This is a genomic window from Caballeronia sp. LZ028 (assembly GCF_031451415.1).
In the GTDB taxonomy this organism is placed as follows: Bacteria; Pseudomonadota; Gammaproteobacteria; order Burkholderiales; family Burkholderiaceae; genus Caballeronia; species Caballeronia zhejiangensis.
Genome location: NZ_JARUXN010000003.1, coordinates 337,083 through 363,895, shown reverse-complemented (window position 1 = coordinate 363,895; position 26,813 = coordinate 337,083). Strand labels below are relative to the sequence as shown.

Annotated in this window: 26 protein-coding genes; 13 read left to right on the top strand and 13 right to left on the bottom strand. The window is 62.9% G+C overall.

The genetic code is table 11. The features are described 5' to 3' along the window. Nucleotides 1–127: 127 nt before the first annotated feature. The 5 genes from QCE58_RS19240 to QCE58_RS19220 form a co-directional block, all read right to left on the bottom strand. Nucleotides 128–1,642 (bottom strand): ATP-binding cassette domain-containing protein, encoded by a 1,515-nt coding sequence (locus tag QCE58_RS19240; RefSeq protein WP_250522250.1) that lies wholly within the window; start codon nt 1,640–1,642, stop codon nt 128–130. Further along, on the bottom strand, nt 1,639–2,565 hold the full coding sequence (locus QCE58_RS19235) for a branched-chain amino acid ABC transporter permease (protein ID WP_008347710.1): 927 nt from the start codon (nt 2,563–2,565) through the stop codon (nt 1,639–1,641). The genes QCE58_RS19240 and QCE58_RS19235 overlap by 4 nt, the downstream gene beginning before the upstream one ends. 2 nt (nt 2,566–2,567) lie before the next feature. Then, the gene (locus QCE58_RS19230; protein ID WP_008347709.1) at nt 2,568–3,443 is read right to left on the bottom strand and encodes a branched-chain amino acid ABC transporter permease; all 876 of its coding nucleotides are present in this window, start codon (nt 3,441–3,443) and stop codon (nt 2,568–2,570) included. A gap of 113 nt (nt 3,444–3,556) precedes the next feature. Then, nucleotides 3,557–4,795: an ABC transporter substrate-binding protein gene (locus QCE58_RS19225; RefSeq protein ID WP_409014133.1), complete on the bottom strand. Its 1,239-nt coding sequence runs from the start codon at nt 4,793–4,795 to the stop codon at nt 3,557–3,559. Nucleotides 4,796–4,991: 196 nt separating this feature from the next. Further along, nucleotides 4,992–5,888 carry a LysR family transcriptional regulator gene (locus QCE58_RS19220; RefSeq protein WP_008347704.1) on the bottom strand — a complete coding sequence of 299 codons (897 nt, stop codon included), beginning with the start codon at nt 5,886–5,888 and terminating at the stop codon, nt 4,992–4,994. A gap of 92 nt (nt 5,889–5,980) precedes the next feature. On the opposite strand from QCE58_RS19220, the gene QCE58_RS19215 reads away from it, so the two are divergent. The 5 genes from QCE58_RS19215 (at nt 5,981) to QCE58_RS19195 (ending at nt 10,652) form a co-directional block, all read left to right on the top strand. Beyond that, complete coding sequence (locus QCE58_RS19215; protein WP_250457183.1) at nt 5,981–6,757, top strand: NAD(P)H-dependent oxidoreductase; 777 nt, start codon at nt 5,981–5,983, stop codon at nt 6,755–6,757. A 59-nt stretch (nt 6,758–6,816) separates the two neighbouring features. Beyond that, nucleotides 6,817–7,443 carry a glutathione S-transferase family protein gene (locus QCE58_RS19210; RefSeq protein ID WP_250522248.1) on the top strand — a complete coding sequence of 209 codons (627 nt, stop codon included), beginning with the start codon at nt 6,817–6,819 and terminating at the stop codon, nt 7,441–7,443. 15 nt (nt 7,444–7,458) lie between these two features. Then, nucleotides 7,459–8,094 (top strand): glutathione S-transferase family protein, encoded by a 636-nt coding sequence (locus QCE58_RS19205; RefSeq protein WP_175980593.1) that lies wholly within the window; start codon nt 7,459–7,461, stop codon nt 8,092–8,094. Between the two features lie 120 nt (nt 8,095–8,214). After that, on the top strand, nt 8,215–9,858 hold the full coding sequence (locus QCE58_RS19200; protein ID WP_250522247.1) for an acyl-CoA synthetase: 1,644 nt from the start codon (nt 8,215–8,217) through the stop codon (nt 9,856–9,858). Nucleotides 9,859–9,872: 14 nt separating this feature from the next. Beyond that, entirely contained in the window at nt 9,873–10,652 is a 780-nt protein-coding gene (locus QCE58_RS19195; protein ID WP_250522246.1) for an enoyl-CoA hydratase, read from the top strand. Between the two features lie 3 nt (nt 10,653–10,655). Here the strand turns inward: QCE58_RS19195 and QCE58_RS19190 are convergent, their stop codons facing one another. Then, a complete protein-coding gene (locus QCE58_RS19190) occupies nt 10,656–11,045 on the bottom strand; it encodes a DUF779 domain-containing protein (protein WP_250522245.1) in 390 nt (129 codons plus the stop codon). A gap of 56 nt (nt 11,046–11,101) precedes the next feature. Beyond that, complete coding sequence (gene adh / locus QCE58_RS19185) at nt 11,102–12,622, bottom strand: aldehyde dehydrogenase (RefSeq protein ID WP_250437177.1); 1,521 nt, start codon at nt 12,620–12,622, stop codon at nt 11,102–11,104. A gap of 552 nt (nt 12,623–13,174) precedes the next feature. On the opposite strand from adh, the gene QCE58_RS19180 reads away from it, so the two are divergent. Both QCE58_RS19180 and QCE58_RS19175 read left to right on the top strand, forming a co-directional pair. Continuing rightward, nucleotides 13,175–14,572 (top strand): OFA family MFS transporter, encoded by a 1,398-nt coding sequence (locus QCE58_RS19180; RefSeq protein ID WP_008347689.1) that lies wholly within the window; start codon nt 13,175–13,177, stop codon nt 14,570–14,572. Between the two features lie 21 nt (nt 14,573–14,593). After that, nucleotides 14,594–14,731, top strand: coding sequence for a hypothetical protein (locus QCE58_RS19175; RefSeq protein WP_008347687.1), 138 nt, complete (start codon nt 14,594–14,596; stop codon nt 14,729–14,731). A gap of 82 nt (nt 14,732–14,813) precedes the next feature. On the opposite strand, the gene QCE58_RS19170 is transcribed toward QCE58_RS19175, so the two are convergent. Both QCE58_RS19170 and QCE58_RS19165 read right to left on the bottom strand, forming a co-directional pair. Further along, nucleotides 14,814–15,113: a type II toxin-antitoxin system RelE/ParE family toxin gene (locus QCE58_RS19170; protein WP_250522244.1), complete on the bottom strand. Its 300-nt coding sequence runs from the start codon at nt 15,111–15,113 to the stop codon at nt 14,814–14,816. Then, complete coding sequence (locus QCE58_RS19165; protein ID WP_250437175.1) at nt 15,110–15,253, bottom strand: type II toxin-antitoxin system ParD family antitoxin; 144 nt, start codon at nt 15,251–15,253, stop codon at nt 15,110–15,112. The genes QCE58_RS19170 and QCE58_RS19165 overlap by 4 nt, the downstream gene beginning before the upstream one ends. 383 nt (nt 15,254–15,636) lie before the next feature. On the opposite strand from QCE58_RS19165, the gene QCE58_RS19160 reads away from it, so the two are divergent. Beyond that, on the top strand, nt 15,637–15,942 hold the full coding sequence (locus QCE58_RS19160; RefSeq protein WP_250457178.1) for a high-potential iron-sulfur protein: 306 nt from the start codon (nt 15,637–15,639) through the stop codon (nt 15,940–15,942). A 7-nt stretch (nt 15,943–15,949) separates the two neighbouring features. On the opposite strand, the gene QCE58_RS19155 is transcribed toward QCE58_RS19160, so the two are convergent. Then, nucleotides 15,950–16,435, bottom strand: a complete 486-nt coding sequence (locus QCE58_RS19155; protein WP_175980585.1) for a DUF4019 domain-containing protein — start codon at nt 16,433–16,435, stop codon at nt 15,950–15,952. A 173-nt stretch (nt 16,436–16,608) separates the two neighbouring features. Between QCE58_RS19155 and QCE58_RS19150 the strand changes: the two genes are divergently transcribed. Continuing rightward, on the top strand, nt 16,609–17,481 hold the full coding sequence (locus QCE58_RS19150; RefSeq protein WP_008347677.1) for an endonuclease/exonuclease/phosphatase family protein: 873 nt from the start codon (nt 16,609–16,611) through the stop codon (nt 17,479–17,481). On the opposite strand, the gene QCE58_RS19145 is transcribed toward QCE58_RS19150, so the two are convergent. The 3 genes from QCE58_RS19145 to QCE58_RS19135 form a co-directional block, all read right to left on the bottom strand. Continuing rightward, the gene (locus tag QCE58_RS19145; RefSeq protein ID WP_250522243.1) at nt 17,478–18,545 is read right to left on the bottom strand and encodes a M14 family metallopeptidase; all 1,068 of its coding nucleotides are present in this window, start codon (nt 18,543–18,545) and stop codon (nt 17,478–17,480) included. The two genes, QCE58_RS19150 and QCE58_RS19145, sit on opposite strands and share 4 nt — an antisense overlap. A gap of 9 nt (nt 18,546–18,554) precedes the next feature. Then, entirely contained in the window at nt 18,555–19,748 is a 1,194-nt protein-coding gene (locus QCE58_RS19140) for a M20 aminoacylase family protein (RefSeq protein WP_250522242.1), read from the bottom strand. A gap of 95 nt (nt 19,749–19,843) precedes the next feature. Then, a complete protein-coding gene (locus QCE58_RS19135; protein WP_008347672.1) occupies nt 19,844–20,740 on the bottom strand; it encodes a LysR substrate-binding domain-containing protein in 897 nt (298 codons plus the stop codon). Between the two features lie 180 nt (nt 20,741–20,920). On the opposite strand from QCE58_RS19135, the gene QCE58_RS19130 reads away from it, so the two are divergent. The 4 genes from QCE58_RS19130 (at nt 20,921) to QCE58_RS19115 (ending at nt 26,613) form a co-directional block, all read left to right on the top strand. Continuing rightward, complete coding sequence (locus QCE58_RS19130; protein WP_250522241.1) at nt 20,921–22,237, top strand: MFS transporter; 1,317 nt, start codon at nt 20,921–20,923, stop codon at nt 22,235–22,237. A 657-nt stretch (nt 22,238–22,894) separates the two neighbouring features. Next, nucleotides 22,895–23,353 (top strand): (2Fe-2S)-binding protein, encoded by a 459-nt coding sequence (locus QCE58_RS19125; RefSeq protein WP_008347667.1) that lies wholly within the window; start codon nt 22,895–22,897, stop codon nt 23,351–23,353. A gap of 10 nt (nt 23,354–23,363) precedes the next feature. Then, nucleotides 23,364–24,371: a xanthine dehydrogenase family protein subunit M gene (locus tag QCE58_RS19120; protein WP_008347665.1), complete on the top strand. Its 1,008-nt coding sequence runs from the start codon at nt 23,364–23,366 to the stop codon at nt 24,369–24,371. A gap of 10 nt (nt 24,372–24,381) precedes the next feature. Next, nucleotides 24,382–26,613 (top strand): xanthine dehydrogenase family protein molybdopterin-binding subunit, encoded by a 2,232-nt coding sequence (locus QCE58_RS19115; protein ID WP_008347664.1) that lies wholly within the window; start codon nt 24,382–24,384, stop codon nt 26,611–26,613. Nucleotides 26,614–26,813 lie beyond the last annotated feature (200 nt).

Here is a 26,813-nt window from a genome sequence, read left to right as displayed (position 1 = left end):
CAGCTTGGCGCGACGCATCGAAAGCTCGCGGTTTTTTAACACATCAAATGACGCGATGCCCATTCGGTGCAATACGTGTGGCGTTTTAGGCAACAAGGCGCGCGTGTTTAGTTGCGCGCGCTACGCTTCAAACTTTCGCCTGCGCAATTTGCGCTGGCTCCGACCGCACCGCTTCGAGAAAGCCTCGTCCCATCTCCTTCTCGAAGCGCGACGGACTGCCCTCCCACACGATGCGCGCATGTTCGAGCACATACACGCGGTCCGCATGGGGCAACGCGAACGTCACGTTCTGCTCGCCCAGCAGCACGGTGATCGGCGTGGTCTTCTGCAGCCGTTCCATCGCCTTCGACAGTTGCTCGAGAATCACCGGCGCGAGGCCGAGCGTCGGCTCATCGAGGATGAGGAGCTTCGGCTGCATCATCAGCGCGCGTGCGATCGCGAGCATCTGCTGCTCGCCGCCCGATAACGTGCGCGCGGTCTGCGCCTGACGCGATTCGAGTATCGGAAAGAGTTCGAAGAGCCACTTGAGCTGATCGGCGCGCATCTTGTCGGAAAGATGATAGCCGCCGAGATCGAGATTCTCGCGCACGGTCATGTCGCCGAACAGCTCGCGCGTCTCCGGGCACTGCACGATGCCGCCACGCGCGATCGCCGCGCCGCTCATGCCTTTCAAATCGCGCGAGCCGTAGCGAATGGTTCCGTGATACGCCACGAGTCCGGAAATCGCATTGAAGAGCGTCGTCTTGCCCGCGCCGTTCAATCCGACGACCGACACGAATTCGCCTTCGCGCACATGCATGTCCACGCTATCGAGCGCGCGCGCCTTGCCGTACAACACGCCGACGCTCTCGACCTGAAGAATCGACGGCTTGTTGCTCACGACTTCCGCGCCACGCTCGCGTGCCTCGATCTTGCCGCCGAGATAGACGCGCCGCACGGTCTCGTTCTGCATCACTTGTTCGGCGGTGCCTTCCGCGACGTACTCGCCGAGATACATCGCAAGCACGCGATCCGCGAGCGCCGCGAGACTCTTCACGTTGTGATCGACGAGCAGCACCGCGCGCCCTTCCGCGCGAAAGCCGCGAATCAGTTCGGAGAACGCTTCCGATTCGGCGGCGGTGAGACCCGCGAAAGGCTCGTCGACGAGCACGACACGCGGATCGCGCGCGATCGCCTTCGCCATCTCCATGCGACGCAGATCGGCGAAGGGCAGCGTCGCCGGATGACGATGCATCACCTTGCCGAGTCCGACGCGCTCCGCGATCTCGCGTGCGCGGCGATTCACATGCGGATCGGCGGCGAGCTTCACGAGCGAATCGGGCAATAGCGCGAGCTTGATGTGTTCGAGCACTGTCTGCCGATGCAGCGGCCGCGAATGCTGGAACACGATGCCCACGCCCGCGCGCGCGATTCGATGCGGCAGCCATCCGGCCATCTCGACGCCATCGACCTTGATCGATCCCGCGTTGGGCCGCTCGATGCCCATGATGAGCTTCATCACCGTCGACTTGCCGGAACCGTTCGGACCGATGAGGCCGAGTATCTCGCCGGGCTCGATATCGAAGCCGATGTCCTTCACCGCGACGAGACCGCCGAAGCGCTTCGTGAGGCCGCGCACCGAAAGCAAAGGTGTATCGCTCATTCGCGCTCCCTCACACGCAGGATGTTGCCGAGCAATCCATCGGGAAAGAACAGGATGACCGCGAGCGCGACAGCCGCGACCACGAACGTATTGATCTGCCCGAGCGGACGCAGGAATTCGCCCGCGACGATGAGAAAGATCGAGCCGAGCACCGCGCCGAGTATCGTGCGCCGGCCGCCGAGCACAGCCGCGATGATGATCTGCACGCCGATGCCGATATCGACCACCGTGCTCACCGACGCCGTGCCCTGATAGAACACGAGCATCGCGCCCGCGACGCCTGAGAACACCGCGCTGATGCAGAACGCCGCGAGCTTGTGCTTCACGACGTTGAAGCCGAGCGCCTGCGCGCCGACGGTATCCTGCCCGCTCGCCTGCAGAATGAGACCGATGGCCGAGCGCGACAAGCCGAACAGAATGATCGCGCAGACGATGAGGAACGCGAGCGCGATCCAGTAGTTGTGGCTCGCATCGACGGACATCACGTCGGGCACCATCATGCCGATCTCGCCGCCGGTGACGCCCGCGAAGATCACGATCGCGTTCTGCAGCAGCAACACCGCGACGAGCGTGACGAGACCGAAGTACGGTCCGCGCAATCGCAATGCGGGCACGGCGAGCAGCAGGCCGCCGACGAGCGCGACGAGGCCGCCGGCCATCACGCATACCGGTATCGGCGCGGCGGCGTGCGCGTTCAGTATCGCGGCGGAATACGCTCCGAGCCCGATCAGGAACGTCGGTCCGAAATTCACTTCGCCCGCGAAGCCGAAGAGCAAGTCCCACGACATCGCGAAGACGCCGAAGTAATACGCGACCGTCAGCACGCCGAGGATATACCCGGTGAGCCACCACGGCAGCGTCGCGCCGACGATCGCGAGCAGGACCGCAGCCCAGATCAAGCGCGAACGAACGATGTCTTTCATGATTAGCGCCGTCCGAGAAAGCCTTGCGGCCGCACATATACGACGAGCACGAGCAGCAGCAGCGCGGGCAATGGCCGCAGCGTCGGCGAGATGAGGTACGCCGTGACGGTCTCCAGATAACCCACGACATACGCGGCCATCAACGAGCCCGACACGCTGCCCAGGCCGCCGAGCACGACGATGGAAAACGCGCTCGCCGTGAGCTGTCCGGTGTTGTTCGTGCTCACGCCAAGGAACGATGCGAGCAGCACGCCCGCGATGCCCGCGAGCACACCGTAGATGGTCCACGCGAGCAGATAGATATTCGACAGCTCGAAGCCGAGCAGCGTGAGACCGCGCGGATTCATCGACGCCGCGAGCAGCGCCTTGCCCGCCTTCGTGCGATTCACGAAGAGCCACAGCAATCCGATCACGACCCAGCACACGACCGCGATCATGATCTCGTTATAGGGCACGCGCACGCCCGCGACGCTCGCGACGCCGGGAATCAGCGGACGCATCGTGATGGGGTTATCGGAGAAGAGATACGCCATGCCCTGCTGGATCATGATGCCCCAGAGCAGCGTGCCCGTGAGCACGAAGATCTCTTTCTCTTCACGCGGGATCGCAGTCGAGCGTTGAATGGGCCGCACCACCATGAAATAGGTGACGTATGCGGCAATCATCCCGCAGACCACGCCGAGCGGCGTGCCGAGATAGGTGCCCAATCCGGCTTCGCCCGCGAGCGCCCAGCCGAGCAGCGCGGATACCAGCATCACGCCGCCATGCGCGAGATTGAGCACGCCGGATACGCCGAATATCAGCGTGAAGCCGATCGCGCCGAGCGCGTAGAGCGAGCTGATCGCGAAGCCATCGATGAGTATTTGCAGTGGCAACATAGCGGCCCTTTATGTCTTCCATGTCGATGCCAACGTGGAACCGGTCCCCGCAACATGCGCCGCAAGGCGCGCGCTATCGGCAGCGCACGCGCGTCGCGACGACGCAAACGCGCTTAGTTCGCGGCTGCCTGCACCTTCACGAAGGCCGGAAACTTGACCGTTGCGTTCGCCACCGACTTCGGCCATATCGCCACTTGCTTGCCGTTCTGCCATTGCAGGTTGATGCCGGTGATATAGCCTTCGCCGTACTTCAACGCGTGCGTGAACTGATCGTTCTTGCCGTAGAACTGCCAGCGTCCGATGGTGCCGACATAGTCGGTCTTTTCGAGCGCATCGACCATCTTGTCGGGATCGGTCGAGCCTTGATTGCGATGAATCGCATCCGCGATGATGTACACGAGGTCATAGCTCGTGAAGCCGTCATACGCGGGCGATACGCCGGCAAAGTGCTTCTGATACGACTCGACGAAGGGCACGGTCTTCGGCGTCAACGCGACGCCCGGCGCCGCCGCCGATGCGGTGATCACACCTTCGGTCGCGCCGTTGGTGTCCTTCCAGAAGCTCGTGGTCGTCGCTTGCGAGCTTTGGCCCGACATCGGAATCGGCACTTGCTGATCGTGCCACTGGACGGTCGGCTGCACGCCGACATGGCTGATGCCCGTCGTGATCGTGTCCGGATGCTTCGCTTCGATCTGGTTGAAGATCGGCGTGAAGTCCGACGTGTCCGGATTGAAGCGGATGTGATCCAGCACCTTGAGGCCCGCTTTCGGCAGGCACTCGAGGTAGCGCTCGTCGAGCGGCTTGGTCCACGCGGCGTCCTCGCTCATCACGACGGTCGTCTTCATCTTGAACTCGCCGACAAGCACGTCATGCGAGAAATCGCAGATCGATTGCGCGATGAACGCAGACGTCATCCAGCCGTGGAAGGTGTACTTGTAGTGATCGTAGTCGTCATGCACGCGCTTCGAGATTTCGTTGCTCGCCGCGCCCGGCGTGATGAAAGGCATCTTCAGGCGCGCGGACCATGGCTCCATCGCGAGCGCGACTTCGCTGATGTAGCTGCCGATGATCGCGACTACCTTGTCCTGACTCGCGGCGCGCTGAAAGGCACGCACGCCGTCCGATGCCGACGAGTGATCGTCATACGCGATGATCTGGATTTGCCGCCCATCGACACCGCCCTTCGCGTTGATCTCCTCCGCTGCGAGTTGCGCGGCCTTGCTGATCGAAGCGCCCGCCACCGCGGACTCTTCGCTGATGACGCCGATCCTGATCGGCTCCCCTGCCGCGTGCGCCGTGACCGTGAGACTCAAGGCCGCCATCGCCGTACCCGTTGCAATGACGGTACTCATTCCCCGCCACGTCTTGCGCTTTGACATCATCAGTCTCCTCTGTGTATTCGATCATGGAGCGACGCCAGCCAGACACATGACACATGCAGCAATTAAGGATTTGCCGACAAACAGTAGCACTCGCCTTTCGAGCACTGAATCAGTAATAACGATAAAGACGATCATGCGAAAAGATCATCAATGCAGCGTCATTCTTTCAAACAGCTTGCGCGATGAACTCACGCAGCCATCGATGCGCAGGATCGCGATGCACGCGTTCATGCCAGTACATCGACATCTCGTAGCCGGGCACGTCGACGGGCGGCGCGACGATGCGCAACTCCGGCCAGCGCTTCGCGAGCCTCGCCGGTTGCATCGAAACCAGATCGGTCGTCGCGAGCACGGAGCGCACGAAGAGGAAGTGCGGCACCGACAGCGCGACGTGCCGCTTCATGCCGAACGTTGCGAGCGTGTCATCCGTCGGGCCGAAGAATCCGCCGCCATCGGGCGACACGATCACATGCTCCAGTGCGCAGAACTGCGCGAGCGTCGGACGCCGCTTCAATCGCGGATGATCCTTGCGTCCCACGAGCACATAGCTTTCCGTGAAGAGCGCTTGCTGATGAAAATTGGCCATCTCGGGCGATGTGATGTGAAACGCGAGATCGATCTCGCCGTTCTCCGCCTGCTTCGCAAGACGCGGCGGCAACATCTCCAGCACGGCGATCCGCGTGTGCGGCGCGGCGGCGCGCAAGCCGCTCAACGCAGGCAGCAGCACGGTCGATTCGCTGTAGTCAGTGGCGGCGATGCGCCATGTGTTGTCGGCGATGGCGGGATCGAACGCGGCTTCCGGCGACACCGCGCGTTCGAGCGATGCCAGCGCTTCGCGCAACGGCTCGCGCAGACTTTCCGCTCGCGCTGTCGGGCGCATGCCACGCGGGCCGGGCAACAGCAGAGGATCGCCGAAGATGTCGCGCAGCTTCGACAGATGCACGCTCACGGAAGGTTGCGAAAAATGAAGGCGCTCGGCTGCACGCGTGACGTTCTGTTCGGCAAGCAAAACGTCGAGCGTGAGAAGCAAGTTCAGATCGAGCCTTCTCAAGGTATTAGTCATGGCAATTCCTGCAATTTCAGATATTCATTTCCAATATACCCGAGAGGCTCTTAAGCTGGTCTCCATTCCAGAAACGAAGTGGAGAAAGCCTCATGAATGTGCTGATCGTGTATGCCCATCCGGAACGCCGCTCGCTGAACGGCGCCATCAATGATTTCACCGTCGAGCGTTTGCGCGCGAACGGCCATAGCGTGCAAGTCTCCGACCTGTATGCAATGAACTGGAAGGCGCCGCTCGATGCGAACGACGTGCGCGACCGCAAGGCCGATACGCCGTTTCACGCGAGCCTCGATTCGAAGCACGCGTTCGAAAACGGCCTGCAAAGCCGCGACATCGAGCTGGAGCAGGACAAGCTGCGCTGGGCCGACGCGCTGATCCTGCAATTTCCGATGTGGTGGTTCTCGATGCCCGCGATCATGAAGGGCTGGGTCGAGCGCGTCTATGCGTACGGCTTCGGCTACGGCGTCGGCGAGCATTCGGACACGCACTGGGGCGACCGCTACGGCGAAGGTCTGATGGCGGGCAAGCGCGCGATGATCGTCGTCACGACGGGCGGTTGGGAATCGCATTACAGTCCGCGCGGCATCAACGGACCCATCGACGATATTCTCTTTCACATCCAGCACGGCATGCTTTTTTATCCAGGCTTCGATGTGCTGCCGCCGTTCGTTCTCTATGAAACGCATCGCATGGATGAAGCGCGCCTGCAAGCCACATACGATGCGCTCGGCCGGCGTCTCGACGGTCTCTGGGACGATGCGCCCATTGCATTCCGCAAGCAGAATCACGGCGACTACGCGATTCCTCAGCTCACGCTGCGCGACGAACTCGCAGCCGGAAAGACCGGTTTCGCGGCGCACATCGACTGAGGCAAAACGCGAAACACAGCTAAGATGGATCCTTCGACAAGTATGGAGGAAGACATCGAATGCTGACGATCTGGGGCCGGGCCAACTCGGTCAATGTGCAGAAAGTGCTGTGGTGCTGCGATGAACTGGGGCTCGCGTACGAGCGCATCGACGCGGGCCTGCAATTCGGGCGCAACAACGAGCCCGACTATCTCGCGATGAACCCGATGGGCCGCGTGCCCACGCTCGTCGACGGCGACTTCGTGCTGTGGGAGTCGAACTCGGTCATTCGCTATCTCGCGATGCAATACGGCGGTGCCAGCACGCTCTATCCCGCCGAGCCGAAAGTGCGCGCGAGCGCGGACCGCTGGCTCGACTGGACGCTTTCGACCCTGCAGCCCGCCGAACGTCCGGTTTTCTGGGGCTATATCCGCACGAGCGCCGCGGATCGCGATGCGCAGCAACTCGCTGCCGCCGCGAGCGAGGTGGAAAAGCTCTGGTGCGTTATCGATGCGCATCTGAAGGGCCGCGACTATCTCGAAGGCAACACGTTCACGCTCGCCGATCTCGTCGTCGCCGCGTATGCGCGCCGCTGGTTCGGCATCGCGGAGCTGGTTCGCCCCGCGCTTCCCGAACTCGAACGCTGGTATGTGGGCATCACGCAGCGTCCGGGCTTCGCGCGTCACGTCTCGCCTGCATTGACCTGAACGGGACGGATTGCCATGACCATCGAACTGCATACATGGAACACGCCCAACGGACGCAAGATCAGCGTCGCGCTGGAGGAAATGCAACTGCCGTACACCGTGAAAACGGTGAACATCACGAAGGGCGAGCAGCATACGCCTGAGTTTCTGCGCATCAGCCCGAACAATCGCATTCCGGCGATCGTCGATCCGGACGGACCCGACGGCCAGCCGATCAGCGTGTTCGAGTCCGGCGCGATCCTGCTCTATCTCGGCGAGAAGACGGGCAAGTTTCTGCCCGCGAGTTTGCGCGATCGCGTGCCCGTGCTCGAATGGCTGATGTGGCAGATGGGCGGCTTCGGCCCGATGCCAGGACAGGTGCATCACTTCCGCATGGTCGAAGCGGAAAGCGACCGGCGTTATGGTTTGAAGCGCTATTCCGACGAAACGCGCCGCCTGTACGGCGTGCTCGACAAGCGCCTCGCGCAAGTGGAATGCGTCGCGGGCGATATGTCCGTCGCCGATTTCGCGATTCTCGGCTGGGCGTGGCGGCATGAACGTCATCAGGTTTCGCTCGATGATTACCCTAACGTCAAGCGCTGGTACGAGGCGCTTTTCGCGCGCCCGGGCGTGAAGCGGGGCTTCGAAGTCAAGCTCGACGATCTCGGCTGATCAGGGCAAACCATGAGTCGGAGCGTCAGGCTAACGTAAGTTGCGCGCGTGATAACGATCTTCTAAGAAACGTGAGCGCCACTGACGCCATCCGATAGATTCGCGCCCGAGGAGACAATCATGACCGCCAGCATGTACGACGATGGCCTTCCCAAAACTGCCGCCAACTACGCGGCGCTGACGCCACTCATGTTCATCGAGCGCGCGGCGTCCGTATATCCGACGCTTCCCGCTATCGTGCACGGCGATGTCCGGCGCAACTGGGCCGACACCTACGCGCGCACGCGGCGGCTCGCATCGGCGCTGGCGGCACGCGGCATCGGCCTCGGCGATACCGTCGCCGCGATGCTGCCGAACACGCCCGAAATGGTCGAAGCGCACTTCGGCGTGCCGATGACGGGCGCCGTGCTCAACACGCTCAACACGCGGCTCGACGCCGCCACGCTCGCGTTCATGCTCACGCACGGCGAAGCGAAGGCGGTGCTCGTCGATCGCGAGTTCTCGGACGTGATGCGCCGCGCGCTGAAAGACGTGCCGCAGGACGTGCTGGTCATCGATGTCGACGATCCGCAGTACGCGGGCGCGGGCGAGCGCATCGGCGAAATCGAATACGACGCGCTGCTCGCGAGCGGCGATCCCGCATACGAATGGTCGCCGCCATCCGACGAGTGGAACGCAATCTGTCTGAATTACACGTCGGGCACGACAGGCAATCCGAAGGGCGTCGTGTATCACCATCGCGGCGCGTATACGAATGCGGTGAGCAATATCCTCGAATGGGACATGCCGAAGCATGCGGTGTACTTGTGGACGCTGCCCATGTTCCATTGCAACGGCTGGTGCTTTCCGTGGACCGTCGCCGCGCGCGCGGGCGTGAACGTGTGCCTGCGCCGCGTCGATGCGAAGACCATCTTCGATCTGATTCGCAGCGAGCGCGTCACGCATTATTGCGGCGCGCCGATCGTGCAGAACCTGCTCGTCAACGCGCCCGACGACATGAAGACCGGCTTCGATCAGAAAGTCCATGCGATGGTCGCGGGCGCCGCGCCGCCCGCCGCGATGATCGAAGGCATGGAGCGCATGGGCTTCGAACTGACGCATGTCTACGGGCTCACGGAAGTTTATGGCCCGGCCACGGTCTGCCCGCAGCAGGCCGAATGGAGCGCGCTCGATATCGGCGAGCGCGCGCGATTGAATGCGCGGCAAGGCGTGCGCTATCACTTGCAGGATGCGGTCACGGTGCGCGATCCGATATCGATGGAACTCGTGCCTTCCGATGGCGAGACCATCGGCGAGATCATGTTCCGCGGCAACATCGCGATGAAGGGTTATCTGAAGAACGCGGCCGCGACCGAAGAAGCGTTTCGCGGCGGCTGGTTCCATACCGGCGATCTCGCCGTCGCGTATCCGGACGGCTATGTACGCATCAAGGATCGCAGCAAGGACATCATCATCTCGGGCGGCGAGAACATATCGAGCATCGAAGTGGAGGACGTGCTGTACCGGCATCCGGCGGTGCTTGCCGTCGCGGTCGTCGCGAAGCCCGATACGCGCTGGGGCGAGACGCCCTGCGCTTTCGTCGAACTGAAAAGCGGCGCGCACGCGAGCGCGGAAGAGTTGATCGCGCATTGCAAGAAGCATCTCGCCGGCTTCAAGGTGCCGCGCGCGATCGAGTTCTGCGAACTGCCGAAGACATCGACGGGAAAGATCCAGAAGTTCGAGTTGCGCAAGCGCGCGGGGTCCGTCACCGCGATCGACGTCTGATGGAGACCACGACAATGAGCGAACTCGTTCTGATCGAACGCGATGCGTATGACATCAAGGGTGCCGTCAGGCTCACGCTGAATCGGCCCGATGCGTTCAATGCCTTATCTGAATCGATGCTCGAAGCGCTCGAACGCGCATTGAAGGACATCGCCGAATCAGATGCGCGCGTGGTCGTGCTCGCAGGAGAAGGCCGCGCGTTTTGCGCCGGACACGATCTCAAAGAGATGCGTGCGGAGCCCGCGCTCGATTACTATCGCGAGCTTTTCGCGCACTGCTCGCGCATCATGCTGACGATCCAGCGCATGCCGCAGCCCGTTATCGCGCGCGTGCAAGGCATCGCGACGGCGGCGGGTTGTCAGCTCGTCGCGATGTGCGATCTCGCGGTCGCATCGAGCGAAGCGCGTTTCGCGGTATCGGGCGTGAATCTCGGGCTCTTTTGCGCGACGCCGAGCGTGGCGCTGTCTCGCAACGTATCGCGCAAGGCCGCGTTCGAAATGCTCGTCACCGGCGAGTTCATCGATGCGGCCACCGCGCGCGAACGCGGCCTCGTGAATCGCGTCGCATCGCCTGGCGAACTCGACGATACCGTGCGCACGCTCGCCGCGACCATCGCCGCCAAGCCGCGCGAAGCGGTCGCGGCGGGCAAGGGCTTGTTCTATCGGCAACTCGAAACCGGCGTCGAAGCGGCATACGCGCTCGCATCGGAAACGATGGCCTGCAACATGATGCACGACGCCACGCTCGAAGGCACGCAAGCCTTCATCGAAAAGCGCGCGCCGCGCTGGAAATGACGCTCAGCTCACGTGCTCGACCGGATGCCTGTCGAGCCACGCGTTCTCTTCGTCGCTATACAGACGCGAGCGCGTAAGAAAGCGCAAACCGCTCGGGCGTTCCAGCGAAAACATGCCGCCATTGCCCGGCACGGCATCGATGATGAGCTGCGTATGCTGCCAGTACTCGTACTGCGATTCGGTCATGTAGAACGGCACGCCGCCGATCGAGCCGAGTTTCACGTCCGAGCCGCCGACCATGAATTCGCTGACTGGAAAGCACATCGGCGCGCTGCCGTCGCAGCATCCGCCGGATTGATGAAACAGCACCTCGCCATGCTCGGCCTTGAGCCTTTCGATCAAGTCGATGGCGGCGGGCGTCGCGGTCACGCGCTGCACTTCCTGTTCGCTCATGATGTCCCCGTCGGTTTGATCGGCCGCTGCGGGAAGCAGCGGCGGCCTCACACGCTTTAGAAGAAGCCGAGCGGCTTGTCGCTATAGCTGACGAGCATGTTCTTCGTCTGCTGATAGTGGTCGAGCATCATCTTGTGATTCTCACGGCCGATGCCCGATTGCTTGTAACCGCCGAACGCCGCGTGCGCCGGATACGCGTGATAACAGTTGGTCCACACGCGTCCCGCCTGAATCGCGCGGCCGAAGCGATACGCCCGCGTGCCGTCGCGCGTCCACACGCCCGCGCCGAGACCGTACAGCGTGTCGTTCGCGATCTCGAGCGCTTCTTCCTCGGTCTTGAACGTCGTCACCGAAAGCACCGGCCCGAAGATTTCCTCCTGGAAGATACGCATCTTGTTGTGGCCTTTGAAGACCGTCGGCTTGACGTAATAGCCGTTCTTCAGTTCGCCGTCGAAGGTGTTGCGCTCGCCGCCGGAGAGGCACTGCGCGCCTTCCTGCTTGCCGAGATCGATGTACGACAGGATCTTCTCCAGTTGCTCCTGCGAAGCCTGCGCGCCGATCATCGTCTTCGTATCGAGCGGATGGCCCTGCGCGATCGCCGCGACGCGCTTGAGCGCACGTTCCATGAAGCGCTCGTAAATCGATTCCTGCACGAGCGCGCGCGACGGGCACGTACACACTTCGCCCTGATTCAGCGCGAACATCGTGAAGCCTTCGAGCGCCTTGTCGAAGAAGCTGTCGTCGGCGTTGAGCACGTCTTCGAAGAAGATGTTCGGGCTCTTGCCGCCCAGTTCCAGCGTCACCGGAATGAGGTTCTGGCTCGCGTACTGCATGATGAGTCGGCCCGTCGTGGTCTCGCCGGTGAAAGCGATCTTCGCGATGCGCTTGTTCGATGCGAGGGGCTTGCCCGCTTCCAGACCGAAGCCGTTGACGACATTGAGCACGCCCGGCGGCAAGATGTCTTCGATGATTTCGAGCAGCACGAGAATCGACGCGGGCGTCTGCTCGGCCGGCTTCAGCACGACGCAGTTGCCGGCCGCGAGCGCGGGCGCGAGCTTCCACACGGCCATCAGGATCGGGAAATTCCACGGAATGATTTGCCCGACGACGCCAAGCGGCTCGTGGAAGTGATACGCGACCGTATCGTGATCGATCTCCGAAATGCCGCCTTCCTGCGAACGCGCGGCGCTCGCGAAATAGCGGAAGTGATCGATCGCGAGCGGAATGTCCGCGGCCATCGTCTCGCGCAGCGGCTTGCCGTTATCGATCGATTCGGCCAGCGCGAGACGCGACAGGTTCTGCTCCATGCGATCGGCGAGCTTCAGCAGCAGATTCGCGCGATCGGTGACGGAGGTTCTGCCCCACGACGTCTTCGCTGCGTGCGCTGCGTCGAGCGCGGCTTCGATGTCGGCTTCGCGCGAACGCGGAATCGACGTGAACGGCTCGCCGGTGATCGGCGAAATATTGTCGAAATACTCACCGCCCGTCGGCGGCACCCACTTGCCACCGATGAAGTTGCCGTACTGCTTCTTGTACGGATATTCGGTGCTCAGGAACTGCATCTCCGCGTGATTCATTTCTATGTGCTCCTCGCATGTCGACGTGAACGGGCCGGCACTGCCGATGTCCGGCGCCGGTCGCTTCTGTTTGCGAGTTCCATGCCATCGCGCGCGGCACGATGCGACGCCCGCGCGAGCCGCATCGTCATGCGGTTTCGCGGCACATCGTCAGGGTTTGTACGAGGGCGATGGAACCTGTTCACATTCAGAACACCTGCCCCGCTCTGTAGCGATGCGGTACAGCGGCATCGACGGACGTCATCGCCTCCGCAATGCGCGCGGAGCGTGGCGCAAACCACAGACACGCTGCGGGCAAACGCTTATGGCACGAGTGTTCATATTGCAAAGGGCATCGCAGTTGTCTATGGTCATGCCCAACCGTGGCAAAGCGTCGCATCTATATGTGGTTCCATCGCATGTGAGCGGCGCGAAATGGCCTTGCGAGCGCGCGATGCGGACCGTATCGCCGAGCGCATGACCACGGCGGGCTGCTGTCCGGCGACCCCGGACGGCACGTCAAAGTAAACGATGTGCGCGCACGTGCATGCATGACGCGCCACGGAGACCACAATGAACAGCACAATCAATCAAGGGGCCGCCCACGGCCCGACAAATTTCTTTTCCAAGGAGGCGACCATCGCCCGGCCCGGATTTTCGCGCTGGATGGTGCCGCCCGCCGCGCTGGCTGTTCATCTGTGCATCGGGCAGGCATATGCGTTCTCGGTGTTCAATGCGCCGCTCACGAAGGTTATCGGTATCACGAAGTCCGCGCCGGATGACTGGTCGCTGACGACGCTCGGCTGGATTTTCTCGCTCGCGATCGTGTTTCTGGGCTTGTCGGCGGCATTCGCGGGCAAGTGGCTGGAAAAAGTCGGCCCGCGCCGCACGATGTTCACCGCGGCCTGCTGCTTCGGCGGCGGCTTTCTCGTCTCGGCGCTCGGCGTCTATCTGCATCAGATCTGGCTGCTGTACCTCGGCTATGGCGTGATCGGCGGCATCGGGCTCGGGCTCGGCTATGTGTCGCCGGTTTCGACGCTGATACGCTGGTTTCCGGACCGTCGCGGCATGGCGACCGGCATGGCGATCATGGGCTTCGGCGGCGGCGCGATGATCGCGGCGCCCGGCTCCGTCGCGCTGATGAACCACTTCAAGAGCGCGACGAGCTCGGGCGTTGCCGAGACGTTCCTCGTGCTCGGCGTGCTCTATTTCATCTCGATGACGATCGGCGCGCTCGCGATCCGCATCCCGCCGGCGGACTGGAAGCCGGCTGGCTGGACGCCGCCCGCGACGTCCAACAAGATGATCACGAAGAACCATGTGCATATCGATCAGGCGCTGAAGACGCCGCAGTTCTATCTGTTGTGGCTCGTGCTGTTCCTGAACGTGACGGCCGGCATCGGCGTGCTCGGCCAGGCGTCGGTGATGATTCAGGAAAGCTTCAAGGCGTCGATCACGGCGGGCGCGGCGGCGGGCTTCGTCGGGCTGCTGTCGCTCTTCAACATGGGCGGGCGATTCGCGTGGGCGTCGGCGTCGGACTGGATCGGCCGCAAGAATACGTACTTCGTGTTCTTCACGCTCGGCGCGGTGCTGTATTTCCTTGTGCCGCAATTCGCGGGCTCCGGCAATATCGCGCTTTTCGTGTTGGCGTACGGCATCATCCTTTCGATGTACGGCGGCGGCTTCGCGACGATTCCCGCGTATCTCGCCGACATGTTCGGCACGGCTTTCGTCGGCGGCATTCACGGCCGGCTTCTCACCGCGTGGGCGGCGGCGGGCGTCGCGGGTCCGGTGCTCGTCAACTACGTGCGCGCGTTCCAGGTTTCGCACGGCGTCGTGGGCGCAGAGGCGTACACGATGACGCTGCATATCATGGCGGCGCTGCTGGTGATCGGCTTCGTCTGCAATCTGCTCGTCTCGCGCGTGCATGAGAAGCATCACATGAACACGTCGGCGCAGACCGCAATCTAGAAATCAACGAGGAGATCCGCGATGAATGACCGCATCGAAACTCAGCAAGTGCATCCGTCGAACAAGGGGTTGCTCCTGGTGTTCTGGGCCTACGTGCTGATTCCGCTCGCATGGGGCGTGACCAATACGCTCTCGCAGGCCGTCAAGCTGTTCCAGTAATTCTGTAGGTGAAGTCCACGCGCGCCGGATGGCCGATGTTTGAATCGGCTCACGGCGCGCGTTTTGTTTCTTGACGTCAATGCTATTCGGCTTCGCCGAGATGAGCGGGCAAATCCATCTGATGGAGAACGCGCAGGATCTGGATCGTGTCCGCGGCCTCCTTGAAGAAAAGCACGTGCATTCCGACGAGCGCCTTGCGATAACCGGGCCGAACGTGTTCTGCGGACAGGCTGCGTTGTCTGCCCTTACCGAGTCCGATGACTGTGTCCTGAATCATGCGCAGATAGCGCTCCGCCTGAGCCGGCCCCCACTTCTCGAACGTGTAGTCCCAGATGCCGTCCAGATCCTGGACGGCGGCAGGCGTGAATACGCACTGCCTCACCGAGCGGACTTGCGCTTGCGAGCGATGAAGGCATCGAAATCCAGCGGCTTGGCGGGGCCGGAGCGCTCGCCGGCTTCGAGCGCCGAGCGCAACGCATCGAGCTTCGCTTCCTGTTCGCCAGCGACGGGGACGTCGTGCACCGATGCTTCCGGAATGCTCAGTGCCCGCGATCCTCCACCTTGTTCAAGCTGCGGCGCGCGAGGACGCTCATGAAAAGCGTGCCGCACACAAGCGCTGCCATATAAACGCCGGCCATCATCCAGTCGAGTTCACTCACGGTTGTTCTCCTTCGAATTGATCCGCGGCCGGGGCGCCGCAGGGGTGATCCACACGATTGCAACTACGTTCTGGCTGATTTACGGCACGCGCCCGCAAAGGTTTAGCGCGATGCAATGAACGACGTTGGCGGCGCGATGACCGAGGAAACCGACCGCTCGTTCGATTCGCCAACGTGGGCGTATCGTTCGACTAGCGCCCGAGAGCGCGCGACGACATCCCACATACGAACAACCGGTCCACCACAATGAACACGTCCCGCCGCAACTTCATGGTTGTCAGCATCGGCGCGGGCACGGCGCTATGGCTCTCGCGAGCACGCGCCGATGCGCCGCACTTAAGCGAATCCGATCCGGCGGCGGTCGCCGTCGGCTATAAGGAGAACGCCGCGAAAGTGGACAAAGCGAAGTACCCGAACTTCGCGGCCGATCAAACCTGCGCGAACTGCTCGCTGTATCAGGGCAAAGCGAGCGATGCCTGGGGCGGTTGCACGCTCTTCGGCGACAAGCTGGTAGCCGGCAAAGGATGGTGCGCGTCGTGGACGAACATGTGACGCGGCTTCAGCGCACCGAATAGCCGACGAAACGCCAGACCTTGTCCGAGTCGAGAATGAAGGTCACCATTTCTCGCGACGACTGACTCGCCTGGCCGAACTGAGTGTCGAAGAGAATGTTGATGTACGCGCCCGCGGGCATGTTGCCCGTGCCGTCATAACGGTAGTGCTTGACGCCCATCGGCATGCGCAGTCCCGGCGCGCCGAGCGGCGAACGGTCGCGCGCGACCTTCTTCATGAAGTCGTCGCGGGAAATGATCTGCTTTGCGATGGGCGAGGCTTGGTCCCACACGTCGCCCGCCCGGTTTTGATCGATCAACGCGATGATCTGCGACGCAACCTGCGCGATGTCCTGATCCTGTTTGTCGAGCGCGGCCTGCTGCTCCTTCGTGAGCGAACGAGTCGTCGAAGATTGAGTTTCCTGAGCGTGGCACGCAATGCTGCTCGATATCAGCAGGAACGCAGCCAGCGAAAAACGGATGCTTGCTTTCATGATTCGGACGACGTGAGGTTCTTTGGCGCCGATTGTATCGCCGCCCACGCTGCCTACGGTAAGAAATACTTATTTTCAGAATTTGGCAGTTCCGGCGTCCGTTGCCGGGCAAGCACACGCCTTGCTGCCGGAATAGCGAACGTCAACATCCGACGCTACCGTCGAGGTTCAACATGCGACTCGTCGACTGGAACATCCAATGGGGACGCGGCGTGGATGGCCGCGTCGATCTCGCGCGCATCGTCGCCGAGGCGAAAGCCCTGCACGACTTCGACGTCCTCTGTCTGCAGGAAGTGACGCGCGGCTTTCACGAAAGCGAGCAGGCCGGCGGACTCAAAGGCGGCCCCGGCGCCGACCAGTTCGCCGAGCTCGAAGCGCTGATTCCCGGCGCGACGGTCATCGACGGAATCGGCTCCGATCTTCCGCCAGTCGGTGCGGGCATCGCGCGCCGTCAGTTCGGCAACGCGATCGTGAGCCGTCTGCCGGTGCGCCAGGTGTTGCGCCATTCGCTGCCGTGGCCTGCCGATCCCGCGAAGCCGTCGATGCTTCGCGTCGCGCTCGAAGCCGTCATCGAGACCGACGTCGGACCGTTGCGCATCGTCAGCACGCATCTCGAGTTCTATTCGGAGAAGCAACGTCTCGCGCAAGTCGCGCGTCTGCGCGAGCTTCACGCCGAAGCGTGCGCGCACGAGCGTCAGCCCGCGAAGGCCGAGAGTCAGGCGAGCCCGTTCGCCGATACCGCGCGGCCCGCGTCCGCGATCGTCTGCGGCGACTTCAACAGCGCGTTCGATGGATCGGCGTATCGCGCGATGCTCGAACCGATTGCCGATGCGCCCGCGTTCGTCGATGCATGGACTTGCGCGCATCCGAACGAGCCGCGCGCGGCCACCGTCGGCCTGTACGATCGCGACCAGTGGCCCGATGGCCCGTTCGCATGCGACTTCATCTTCGTGAGCGAAGACCTGAAGGCGCGCATCGCCGGATGCGAAGCGGATCAGTCGAGCCGTTCATCGGATCATCAGCCGATGTGGCTCGAACTGCATTAAGCGCCCTCTTCGCGCGACAACCCGTATAGCGCCTGCAACACGGCAGCGCGCGCCTGACCCGCGATCATGCCGCGCCAGATATCGTCGTCGATGTAGAAGGCCGCGCGAATCTGGCGGCGAATGCCGGCTTTCAATGCGTCGGGCGCATCGGGATGATGACGCACCCAGACGTCCGCGCGCAGCATGTCGAGCATGTCGGTGAGCGGCACCGTTCCGTACTCGATCGCGATCGATGCGATCGCCGCATGGGCGCACGTCTGCCGCAACGTATCGAGCAACGGACCGGCTACATCGGCCGCGATCGACGTACCATCCGACGGACTCGTCACGTCCGCGCCCCACCAGCGCCGCGCACGCGCGACATCGCCGACGCATATCTTCGCGCCGAAGCCGCTCGGCCCGAGTCCCGTATGAAAATCGATCCAGCCGATCGCCGTGCACGTCTCGCCGTATTCCGCGAGCAGATTGCGCCTGGTGCGCGTGCTCCACGCCGTTTCCGCGCCGCCATAGAACATGCCTTGCGCATGCGTGTACTGACCGGTTGTGACCGCTTGCTGATAAGCCCATTGTCCATGCCTGCCGATATACGCGCGAATCGCCGCGATATTCGCTTCGTCGGGCGGCCAGCTCGTCGGAATCAGCAAGTCGTGCAGTTCCGCGTAGCCGGGATTCTGCGGCAACGGCGCATCGAAATTCACGCTGTTGCGATTCAGATCGACATTGCCCTCCGTCGTGCGGCTCAGATAGGAAAAGCCATACGGATTGATCGCATGAACGAGCAGCATTGCGACGTCGAGCTTGTCCATCAACGCCGGCAATACTTCGTCGCGCATCAACGCGATCTGCGCGCCCGAGCCGCAAAAGCCTTCGACGCCGTGCGTGCCGGACGTGAGCACGAGCAGGCGCTTTGCATCTTTGGGACCGATGCGAACGACATCGGTTGCGAGCGTCTCGCCTTCCAGACCATCGAAGCCTTCGAGCACGCGCGTATCGACAGCGAGTTTTCGCGCGGCGGCGGTATCGAGAAATCTCTGGCGCGCTTCGCGATACGTCGATGAAAACATGTCGCCTCCTCAGACGCGTGCGAGAAACTTCTCGACGAGCCGCACCCAATACGTCGAGCCTAGCGTGAGTACATCGTCGTTGAAATCGTAGCTGCTGTTATGCAGCATGCAGGGTCCGATTCCGTGACCGTGATCGCGATGCGCGCCCAGTCCATTGCCGATATACGCATAGCAACCGGGACGCTCCATCAGCATGTACGAGAAGTCCTCCGCGCCCATCGTCGGATCGACGTTCGTGTTCACTTTGTCCGCGCCGGCGACATCGCGCATCACGCCGAGTGCGAAGTCCGTTTCCGCTTGCGTGTTCACCGTCGGCGGATAGTTGCGTACGAAACTGACTTTGGCCTTGCAGCGATACGCGGCCGCCGTCGCCGCGACGATCTCCTTCATGCGCGTCTCGATGAGATCGAGCACGTCGACGGAAAACGTGCGAACGGTCCCCGCGAGCGTCGCGGTCGTCGGGATCGCGTTGACCGCGTGGCCTGCCTGCATGCGCGTGATCGAGAGCACGGCGGCGTCGATCGGCCGCTTGTTGCGCGTCACGATGCTCTGCAGGCCCGTGCCGATCTGCAGCGCGGTGAACACGGGATCGACGCCATCGTGCGGAATCGCCGCATGCGCGCCCACGCCTTCGATACGAATCTCGAACTCGTTGCTCGATGCCTGCGTCGCGCCGACGCGCGCACCGAATCCGCCCGCCGGCATGCCCGGCCAGTTGTGCAGCGCGAACACGGCATCGACCGGAAAGCGCTCGAACAAGCCATCTTCGATCATCGCTTTCGCGCCGCCGCCGCCTTCTTCGGCAGGCTGAAAGATGAAGACGACGGTGCCGTCGAAGTCGCGATGCTTCGCGAGATATTGCGCCGCGCCGAGCAGCATCGCGGTGTGTCCGTCGTGACCGCACGCATGCATCTTGTTCTCGTGGCGCGATGCGTGCGCGAACGTGTTCAGCTCGGGAATGGGCAACGCGTCCATGTCGGCGCGCAGGCCGATCGCACGTTTGCTCGCGCCTTTCCTCAACACGCCGACGACGCCCGTCTTGCCGAGTCCGCACGTCACTTCGATATCCCAGCTTTCGAGCTTCCGAGCGACGAGCTCCGCCGTGCGCGCTTCTTCATAGCAGAGTTCGGGATGCGCGTGGATATCGCGGCGAATGGCCTGAATCTCGTCGCGCGACTGCGCGATCTCGGGAATGATCGACATGCTTTCCTCTTGCGTTGTTGAGTGACCGAAGCATTGTCGATGGCCGCAATTCACAGGGAAAGCTGATATTCCTTGTCCGTGACTTAAGGAAAGCTTTAGCTTTCACTCGGCTCGATCGCGCCGTGCGAACGCATCCGTATGCGTTCCTGCACGATGCTCATCACCGCGTGACGATCGTGGATCTTGCGCTCCAGCATGCCGACGACACGGCGCGGCGTGTTCTTCGCAAGCGATATCACGCGCAATGCGGGATCGCTCGCCCACGAGCCGTATTCGAGCAACGGCACGACCGAGACGCCCGCATCCTGCCGCACGAGCTCGACGATCACTTCGAGGGAATTGAGTTCGAGGAACTCGTTCACCGCGAGGCGGTTGTGCTTCAACGCGCGATCGATCAGCGCGCCGGTGCGCTGCGCGCGATCGAAGCGCAGAAACGGACGGCTCGCCAGCATCTCGGCGGCATTCGCGGCCACGGCGCCCGGCGAACCGATCGCGACGAGCGGTTCCGAATAGAGCGGCGTCCAGTTGAGGCTCGCCGGCGTCTTGCCCGCCATCTCGACGATCACCGCCGCATCGATCTCGCCCGCCTCGACTTGCGGCGCGAGTGCGAGCGCCTTGCCGGTGAAGAGCCGCACATCGAGCCGTGGATACTGACCTTTCAATTCGGTGACGACGGATGCGAGCGCGCCCATCGCCGAATCGACCGCGCCGATGGAAACCGATCCGGCGATTTCATCATCGAGACCGGTGAGACGCATGCTGTCGTACAGCGCGACGATGCGCTCCGCTTGCGGCAACACCTGCTTGCCGATGCTCGTCAGCCGGTTCGTGCGCCCGACGCGATCGAACAGCGGCCGCTTCAGATCGTCTTCGAGCGACTGCATCTGCATGCTGACGGCGGCCTGCGTGAGCGCGACTTTTTCCGCGGCGGCGGCGAAAGAACCGTAACGCGCGACAGCGATAAACGTGCGCAAAAAGCGGATATTGCTCATCGTGCGTGAGGGTTATCCCGGATCGTTCGATCAGGTTTGCTTGTGTGTCAGTTCAGAAATTCTATATTTTCTTATTTCAACTCGGCGTAATGTTTGCGTGTTGCAGCGGCTCGCTCCGTTCGAAGCGAGTCATCCGAGAAGCGGATGTCGTCAACGAGAAAACCTCATGGAGTACATTCGATGAGCACCGTACTACCTGCAGCGCACGCGGCCGAACAAAACGCCGCATCGAATCTTTCCGGCCGACGAGCGATCGTCGTATCGACCATCGGCAACGCGCTCGAATGGTTCGACTTCATGGTTTACGGCTTCTTCGCCGTCATCATCGCCAAGCTGTACTTTCCCGCAACGAATCCCACTATTTCGCTACTCGCGACTTGGGCGACTTTCGGCGTCGGCTTTCTGACGCGTCCGCTCGGCGGCATCGTCTTGGGCGCGGTCGCGGATCGCGTCGGACGCAAATCAGCGCTCACGCTCACGATTTCGCTGATGGCGGTCGGCATCGCGATCATCGCGTTCGCGCCGACGTATGCGGCAATCGGCATCGCCGCGCCCTTGCTGATGCTGCTCGGCCGCCTGATTCAGGGCTTCTCCGCAGGCGGCGAAGTCGGCTGCGCGACGGCGTTTCTCGTCGAATACGCGCCCGCCGACAAGCGCGGTTATTTCGGCAGCTTCCAGATGGTCGCGCAGGCCGCCGCGAGTCTCGCCGGCTCGTTTTTCGGCGCCGTGCTCACGCGCACGCTGAGTCCCGAACATCTGAATAGCTGGGGCTGGCGGATTCCGTTCGTGATCGGTCTTCTGATCGTGCCCGTCGGCCTGTATCTGCGCTCGAAGCTCGATGAATCGCCGGTCTTCGTCGAGAAGGCGCAAAAGAACGAACTGAGCACACGCCCGATCCGCGATACCGCCACGAAACACTGGATGTCCGTGCTCGCTGGCTTCGGCCTGACGGTGTTCGGCACCATCGGCACGTACATCTTCCTGCTGTATCTGCCGACGCACGCTACGCGCGTGCTGCACATGGCGCTCACCGACGGCCTCATCAGCTCGACGATCGGCGCGCTCGTCTATCTCGTCTGCTGTCCGATATTCGGCCGGCTCTCCGACCGTATCGGCCGCAAGAAGCTGATGGCGACCGCGCTCACGCTGTCGCTCGTCACCGCATATCCGATCTTCGCCGTGCTCACCGCGCATCCGAGCCTGCCGATGCTGATCGTGTGTCAGGCGCTTTTGATGACTTATCTCGGCATCTTTCAGGGCTGCTATCCGGCGTTCATCTCCGAGCTGCTTCCTTCGAGCGTGCGTTCGACCGGCATCTCGGTGAGCTACAACGTCGCGGTGATGATCTTCGGCGGCTTCGCGCCCGCGATCGTGCAATGGCTCACGATGACCACGGGCGATCCGCTGTCGATCTGCTACTACGTGATCTTCGGCAGCGCGGTCGCGCTCGTGACGATCTTCCCGCTGCGCGACCGATACAGCGAGGCGCTGCGGTAAGTTCGCTGCATCCCGTTCCCAAAGGAAGGAGAATGGACGGCCCGCATGGAAGTCGCGCACGCTTAAGTCTGATTTAAGGAAGCGCGCTTAATCTGAAGTCTGACCGACCCACCCTCCTTCCGGCCGCGCAAGCGGCCATTTTTTTTGGAGCGACGCGATGCAGATGATTCTCCGCATGATCGTGATCCTCGTCGTGCTCGTTCTCTTCACGACGGTCGGCGTGTCCATCCTTTCCGTTTTCGCGCGCGGCCTGATTTCGCACTGAAGGCTTTCATCGGCTGCGGGCATGCTTCGTGCCCCTTCAGAATCTCGCGGCCCGCGCGGGCTTTCGATCGAGAAAGTTTCGCGGCGGATGCCTATACTGGCTGAGTGTCGTCTTTCGCCGCATTGCCGGCGCACGAAAGTCCTGCGCCGCCGCGCAGACCCTTTTCGCCGCCGTTCCTCCGCGCCACCGGCGCGCGACACGCTTCGCCGCATCTTCGCCTCTCTCATGTTCCGCCGCTTCATCGCCGCATTCGTGCAGCAGCTTGCTGCGCAATTCCAGGAGATTGCCCGATGCCACAACGTCCCATCCCCCAATCGAAAACCACGCACGCCGATACACCGAACAAGACGCTTCAAGCCGCACCCGCAGGCGACTCGACCGTCTGCTTCACCATGACCGTCAACGGCCGCAGCGAAACGCTTTCCCTCGACCCCCGCACCACGCTTTTAGATGCATTGCGCGAGCATCTTCATTTGACCGGCACGAAGAAAGGCTGCGATCACGGCCAATGCGGCGCATGCACCGTTCATGTGAACGGACGCCGCGTGAACTCGTGTCTGTGCTTCGCCGCCGCGTGCGAGGGCGACACCGTCACGACCATCGAAGGCATCGGCGAAATCGAGGCACTGCATCCGTTGCAGGCCGCGTTCGTCGAATGCGACGGCTATCAGTGCGGCTACTGCACGGCCGGCCAGTTGATGTCGGCGGTCGCGCTGCTCGATGAACCGATCGGCCCGAGCGACGACGACGTGCGCGAAGCGATGAGCGGCAACCTGTGCCGCTGCGGCGCGTATCAGAACATCGTCAGCGCGATCCAGTCGGTGCGCGCGAACAAGCCGTCGTCGAAATAAGGAGAGCGACATGGATATGTTCCAGCTCTCTCGCGCGCGCGACATGCGCGACGCGATCAATGCGGGCGCGCTCGCGCATACCGCGCAGCAAGGCGCCGAAGTGCGCTTTCTCGCGGGCGGCACGACGCTGCTCGATCTCATGAAGCTCAACGTCGAGCGGCCGATGCGCGTCGTCGATATCAGCCGTTTGCCGCTCGACAAGATCGAGGAAACGAAGGACGGCGGCGTGCGTATCGGCGCGACTTCGCGCAACTCCGATCTCGCGCATCATCCGCTGATCCGCGATCGTTATGCGGTGCTGTCGCAAGCGGTGCTCGCGGGCGCGTCGGTGCAGTTGCGCAACATGGCGACGACGGGCGGCAACATCCTGCAGCGCACGCGTTGCGTGTACTTCCGCGATACGACCTCGCCGTGCAACAAGCGCGAGCCCGGCAGCGGCTGCTCCGCGATTCAGGGCTTCAATCGCATGATGGCGATCATGGGCACGAGCGAATCGTGCATCGCGAGCAATCCGTCGGACATGTGCGTCGCGTTGCAGGCGCTCGAAGCGACGATCCACGTCGAAGGCACGGGCGGCAAGCGCGCGATCCCCATCGACGAGTTCTTCCTGTTGCCGGGCACGACGCCCGATCGCGAGAACGTGCTCGATGCCGGCGATCTCGTCACGCATGTCACGTTGCCGCCGCCGGTCGACGGCGCGCGCTCGGCTTATCTGAAGCTGCGCGATCGCGCATCGTACGAGTTCGCGCTGGCGTCGGCGGGTGTCGTGATCGGCGTGAAGGACGGGCGCATCGAGCATGCGCGCGTCGCGCTCGGCGGCGTCGGCACGAAGCCGTGGCGCTCGCGTGAAGCGGAGAAGGAGCTGATGAACGCGACGCCCGATGAAGCCACGTTCAAACGCGCTGCCGATGCTGCGCTCGCCGATGCGAAGCCGCAAAGCGAGAACGGCTTCAAGGTCGAGTTGTCCAAGCGCTGCATCGTTCATACGCTCAAGCTCGTTACCACGCAAACTTCCTGAGGATCGCGACATGTCCACGGCGCCCGATATCAAACCGTCCGCATTCATCGGACGGCCTCAGTCGCGCATCGACGGACCGCTGAAGGTTTGCGGCCGCGCGACCTATACGACCGACGTCGATCTGCCCGGCATGCTCCATGCCGTGCCGGTCGGCAGCACCATCGCGAGCGGCAGGATCACGTCGCTCGAATTCGCCGCCGCGCAAGCGATGCCCGGCGTGAAGCTGATTCTTCATCGCGGCAATATCGGCCGCTTCTATCGCATCGCCGGCAACTCGATCGATACCGGTTACGTCGATGAAAACCGTCCGCCTTTCGAAGACGACATCATTCGCTATTACGGGCAGTATGTCGCGCTCGTCGTTGCGGAGACGTTCGAAGCGGCAAGCGCCGCGGCTGCCGCGGTCAAGGTCAGTTACGACAAGACGCCGCACGATGTAAGCGCAAAGCTCGATGCCGGCGACAAGCTCGACACACACAGCGAACGCGGCGATCCCGACAAGGCGTTCGACGATGCGCCCGTGAAGATCGATGAAACGTACGTGACGCCCGTCGAAACGCATAATCCGATCGAGCTGCACGCGACCATCGCGCACTGGAACGGCGAGAGCTACACCTTCTACGAAACGAGCCAGGCGGTCGCGAATCATCAGGGCACGCTGATGCAGATGATGGGCCTGCCGAAAGAGAAAGTGCGCGTGATTTCGCGCTATCTCGGCTCGGGCTTCGGCGGCAAGCTGTGGATGTGGCCGCATTCGCTGCTCGCCGCGGCCGCGACGCGCCAACTGGAGCGCCCGGTCAAGCTCGTGCTCTCGCGCAAGATGATGTTCCAGAACGTCGGGCACAGGCCGACCACGCAGCAGCGCGTGCGGCTCGCGGCGACGCAGGACGGCAAGCTCGTGTCGCTACGGCATGACTTCGTGAATCACGCGGCCATCGCCGACGATTACACGGAAGATTGCGGCGAAGCGACGCCTTCGATGTACAGCACGCCCAATCTGCGCGTGACGGGCGGCACGGTGAAACGCAATGTCGGCTCGCCGACGTCGATGCGCGGACCCGGCGCGGTGCCCGGCCTCTTCGCGCTCGAATCGGCGATGGACGAGCTGGCCATTGCGTTGAAGATGGATCCGGTCGAACTGCGCCTGCGCAACGAGCCCGAAGTGGATGAAAGCAGCGGCTTGCCGTTTTCGTCGCGGCATTTCGTCGAATGCCTGAAGACCGGTGCGGAGAAATTCGGCTGGTCGAAGCGCACGCCGGACGTAGGCTCGATGAAGCGCGACGGCCTCACGCTCGGCTGGGGCGTGGGCGCGTGCAGTTGGCCGGGGCTGCGCTTCTCGGCGGACGCGACGGTCGATCTTCGTGCGGACGGCACCGCGCGCGTCGCGTGCGGCACGCAGGATATCGGCACGGGCACGTACACGATCCTCGCGCAGATCGTCGCGGAACATACGGGCATCCCGCTCGACAAGATCGAAGTCGGCCTCGGCGATACGGCGCTGCCGCTCGGTCCTGTTTCGGGCGGATCGGCGGCGACGGCATCGGTGATTCCGGCGGTATCGGATGCGGTGCGCGAGGCGATCAAGACGCTGCTGGCGCGCGCCGCGAAGATCGAGGGATCGCCATTCGCGGGCGCGAAGGCCGACGAGCTTGCGATGAGCAACGGACATGTGCATCGCAAGAACGAAGCGCCGGAAAGCGGCGTGCCGTTCGCGCGCATTCTCGACGCGGCGAAACTGCATGCGGCATCGGGCAGCGGCAGCGCGAAAGGCGGCTTCGACGATCCGCTCAAGAAGGACTGGTCGATCCATTCGTATGGCGCGCATTTCGCCGAGGTGACGTGGGAGCCGGCGACCGCGCGCCTGCGCGTGAGCCGCGTCGTGACCGTGATCGATGCGGGCAAGATCCTGAATCCGCGCGCGGGGCGTAATCAGATCGAAGGCGCGGTCGTGATGGGCGTCGGCATGGCGCTTTTCGAGCACACGGTATACGACGAGCGAAGCGGCGCGCCGGTGAACAGCAGCCTCGCGGATTACGTCGTCGCGACCAATGCGGATACGCCGAAGATGGACGTCACGTTTCTCGATTATCCCGATACGGTCTTCAACGAACTGGGCGCGCGCGGCATCGCGGAGATCGGGCTGGCGGGCATCGCGGCGGCGATTACGGGTGCCGTGTATCACGCGACGGGCGTGCGTGTGCGAAAGCTGCCGGTGATGATCGAGGATTTGTTGAAGGCGTAGCGTCGGTCTCGTCGCGCTGTTCGAGCGGCCCGGTTTTTCGCGCGGTTTGTTTGCGCGGAGGCCGGGCCGATGCACTGAGAACGCTATCCGTCGACGGCTACCCCGCCCTCACGGGACGCTAAACGGGCGGCCCGGCCAGGCACGCGCATTGCACCTCCCCCACGCTTCGCCCCTCCCCCAAGACGCGCTACCATAGGCAC

Coding starts and splice junctions, on each gene's coding strand:
- QCE58_RS19240 (WP_250522250.1), bottom strand. CDS start 1,642: ATGAGCGATACACCTTTGCTTTCGGTGCGCGGCCTCACGAAGCGCTTC.
- QCE58_RS19235 (WP_008347710.1), bottom strand. CDS start 2,565: ATGAAAGACATCGTTCGTTCGCGCTTGATCTGGGCTGCGGTCCTGCTC.
- QCE58_RS19230 (WP_008347709.1), bottom strand. CDS start 3,443: ATGTTGCCACTGCAAATACTCATCGATGGCTTCGCGATCAGCTCGCTC.
- QCE58_RS19225 (WP_409014133.1), bottom strand. CDS start 4,795: ATGAGTACCGTCATTGCAACGGGTACGGCGATGGCGGCCTTGAGTCTC.
- QCE58_RS19220 (WP_008347704.1), bottom strand. CDS start 5,888: ATGACTAATACCTTGAGAAGGCTCGATCTGAACTTGCTTCTCACGCTC.
- QCE58_RS19215 (WP_250457183.1), top strand. CDS start 5,981: ATGAATGTGCTGATCGTGTATGCCCATCCGGAACGCCGCTCGCTGAAC.
- QCE58_RS19210 (WP_250522248.1), top strand. CDS start 6,817: ATGCTGACGATCTGGGGCCGGGCCAACTCGGTCAATGTGCAGAAAGTG.
- QCE58_RS19205 (WP_175980593.1), top strand. CDS start 7,459: ATGACCATCGAACTGCATACATGGAACACGCCCAACGGACGCAAGATC.
- QCE58_RS19200 (WP_250522247.1), top strand. CDS start 8,215: ATGACCGCCAGCATGTACGACGATGGCCTTCCCAAAACTGCCGCCAAC.
- QCE58_RS19195 (WP_250522246.1), top strand. CDS start 9,873: ATGAGCGAACTCGTTCTGATCGAACGCGATGCGTATGACATCAAGGGT.
- QCE58_RS19190 (WP_250522245.1), bottom strand. CDS start 11,045: ATGAGCGAACAGGAAGTGCAGCGCGTGACCGCGACGCCCGCCGCCATC.
- adh (WP_250437177.1), bottom strand. CDS start 12,622: ATGAATCACGCGGAGATGCAGTTCCTGAGCACCGAATATCCGTACAAG.
- QCE58_RS19180 (WP_008347689.1), top strand. CDS start 13,175: ATGAACAGCACAATCAATCAAGGGGCCGCCCACGGCCCGACAAATTTC.
- QCE58_RS19175 (WP_008347687.1), top strand. CDS start 14,594: ATGAATGACCGCATCGAAACTCAGCAAGTGCATCCGTCGAACAAGGGG.
- QCE58_RS19160 (WP_250457178.1), top strand. CDS start 15,637: ATGAACACGTCCCGCCGCAACTTCATGGTTGTCAGCATCGGCGCGGGC.
- QCE58_RS19155 (WP_175980585.1), bottom strand. CDS start 16,435: ATGAAAGCAAGCATCCGTTTTTCGCTGGCTGCGTTCCTGCTGATATCG.
- QCE58_RS19150 (WP_008347677.1), top strand. CDS start 16,609: ATGCGACTCGTCGACTGGAACATCCAATGGGGACGCGGCGTGGATGGC.
- QCE58_RS19145 (WP_250522243.1), bottom strand. CDS start 18,545: ATGTTTTCATCGACGTATCGCGAAGCGCGCCAGAGATTTCTCGATACC.
- QCE58_RS19140 (WP_250522242.1), bottom strand. CDS start 19,748: ATGTCGATCATTCCCGAGATCGCGCAGTCGCGCGACGAGATTCAGGCC.
- QCE58_RS19135 (WP_008347672.1), bottom strand. CDS start 20,740: ATGAGCAATATCCGCTTTTTGCGCACGTTTATCGCTGTCGCGCGTTAC.
- QCE58_RS19130 (WP_250522241.1), top strand. CDS start 20,921: ATGAGCACCGTACTACCTGCAGCGCACGCGGCCGAACAAAACGCCGCA.
- QCE58_RS19125 (WP_008347667.1), top strand. CDS start 22,895: ATGACCGTCAACGGCCGCAGCGAAACGCTTTCCCTCGACCCCCGCACC.
- QCE58_RS19120 (WP_008347665.1), top strand. CDS start 23,364: ATGGATATGTTCCAGCTCTCTCGCGCGCGCGACATGCGCGACGCGATC.
- QCE58_RS19115 (WP_008347664.1), top strand. CDS start 24,382: ATGTCCACGGCGCCCGATATCAAACCGTCCGCATTCATCGGACGGCCT.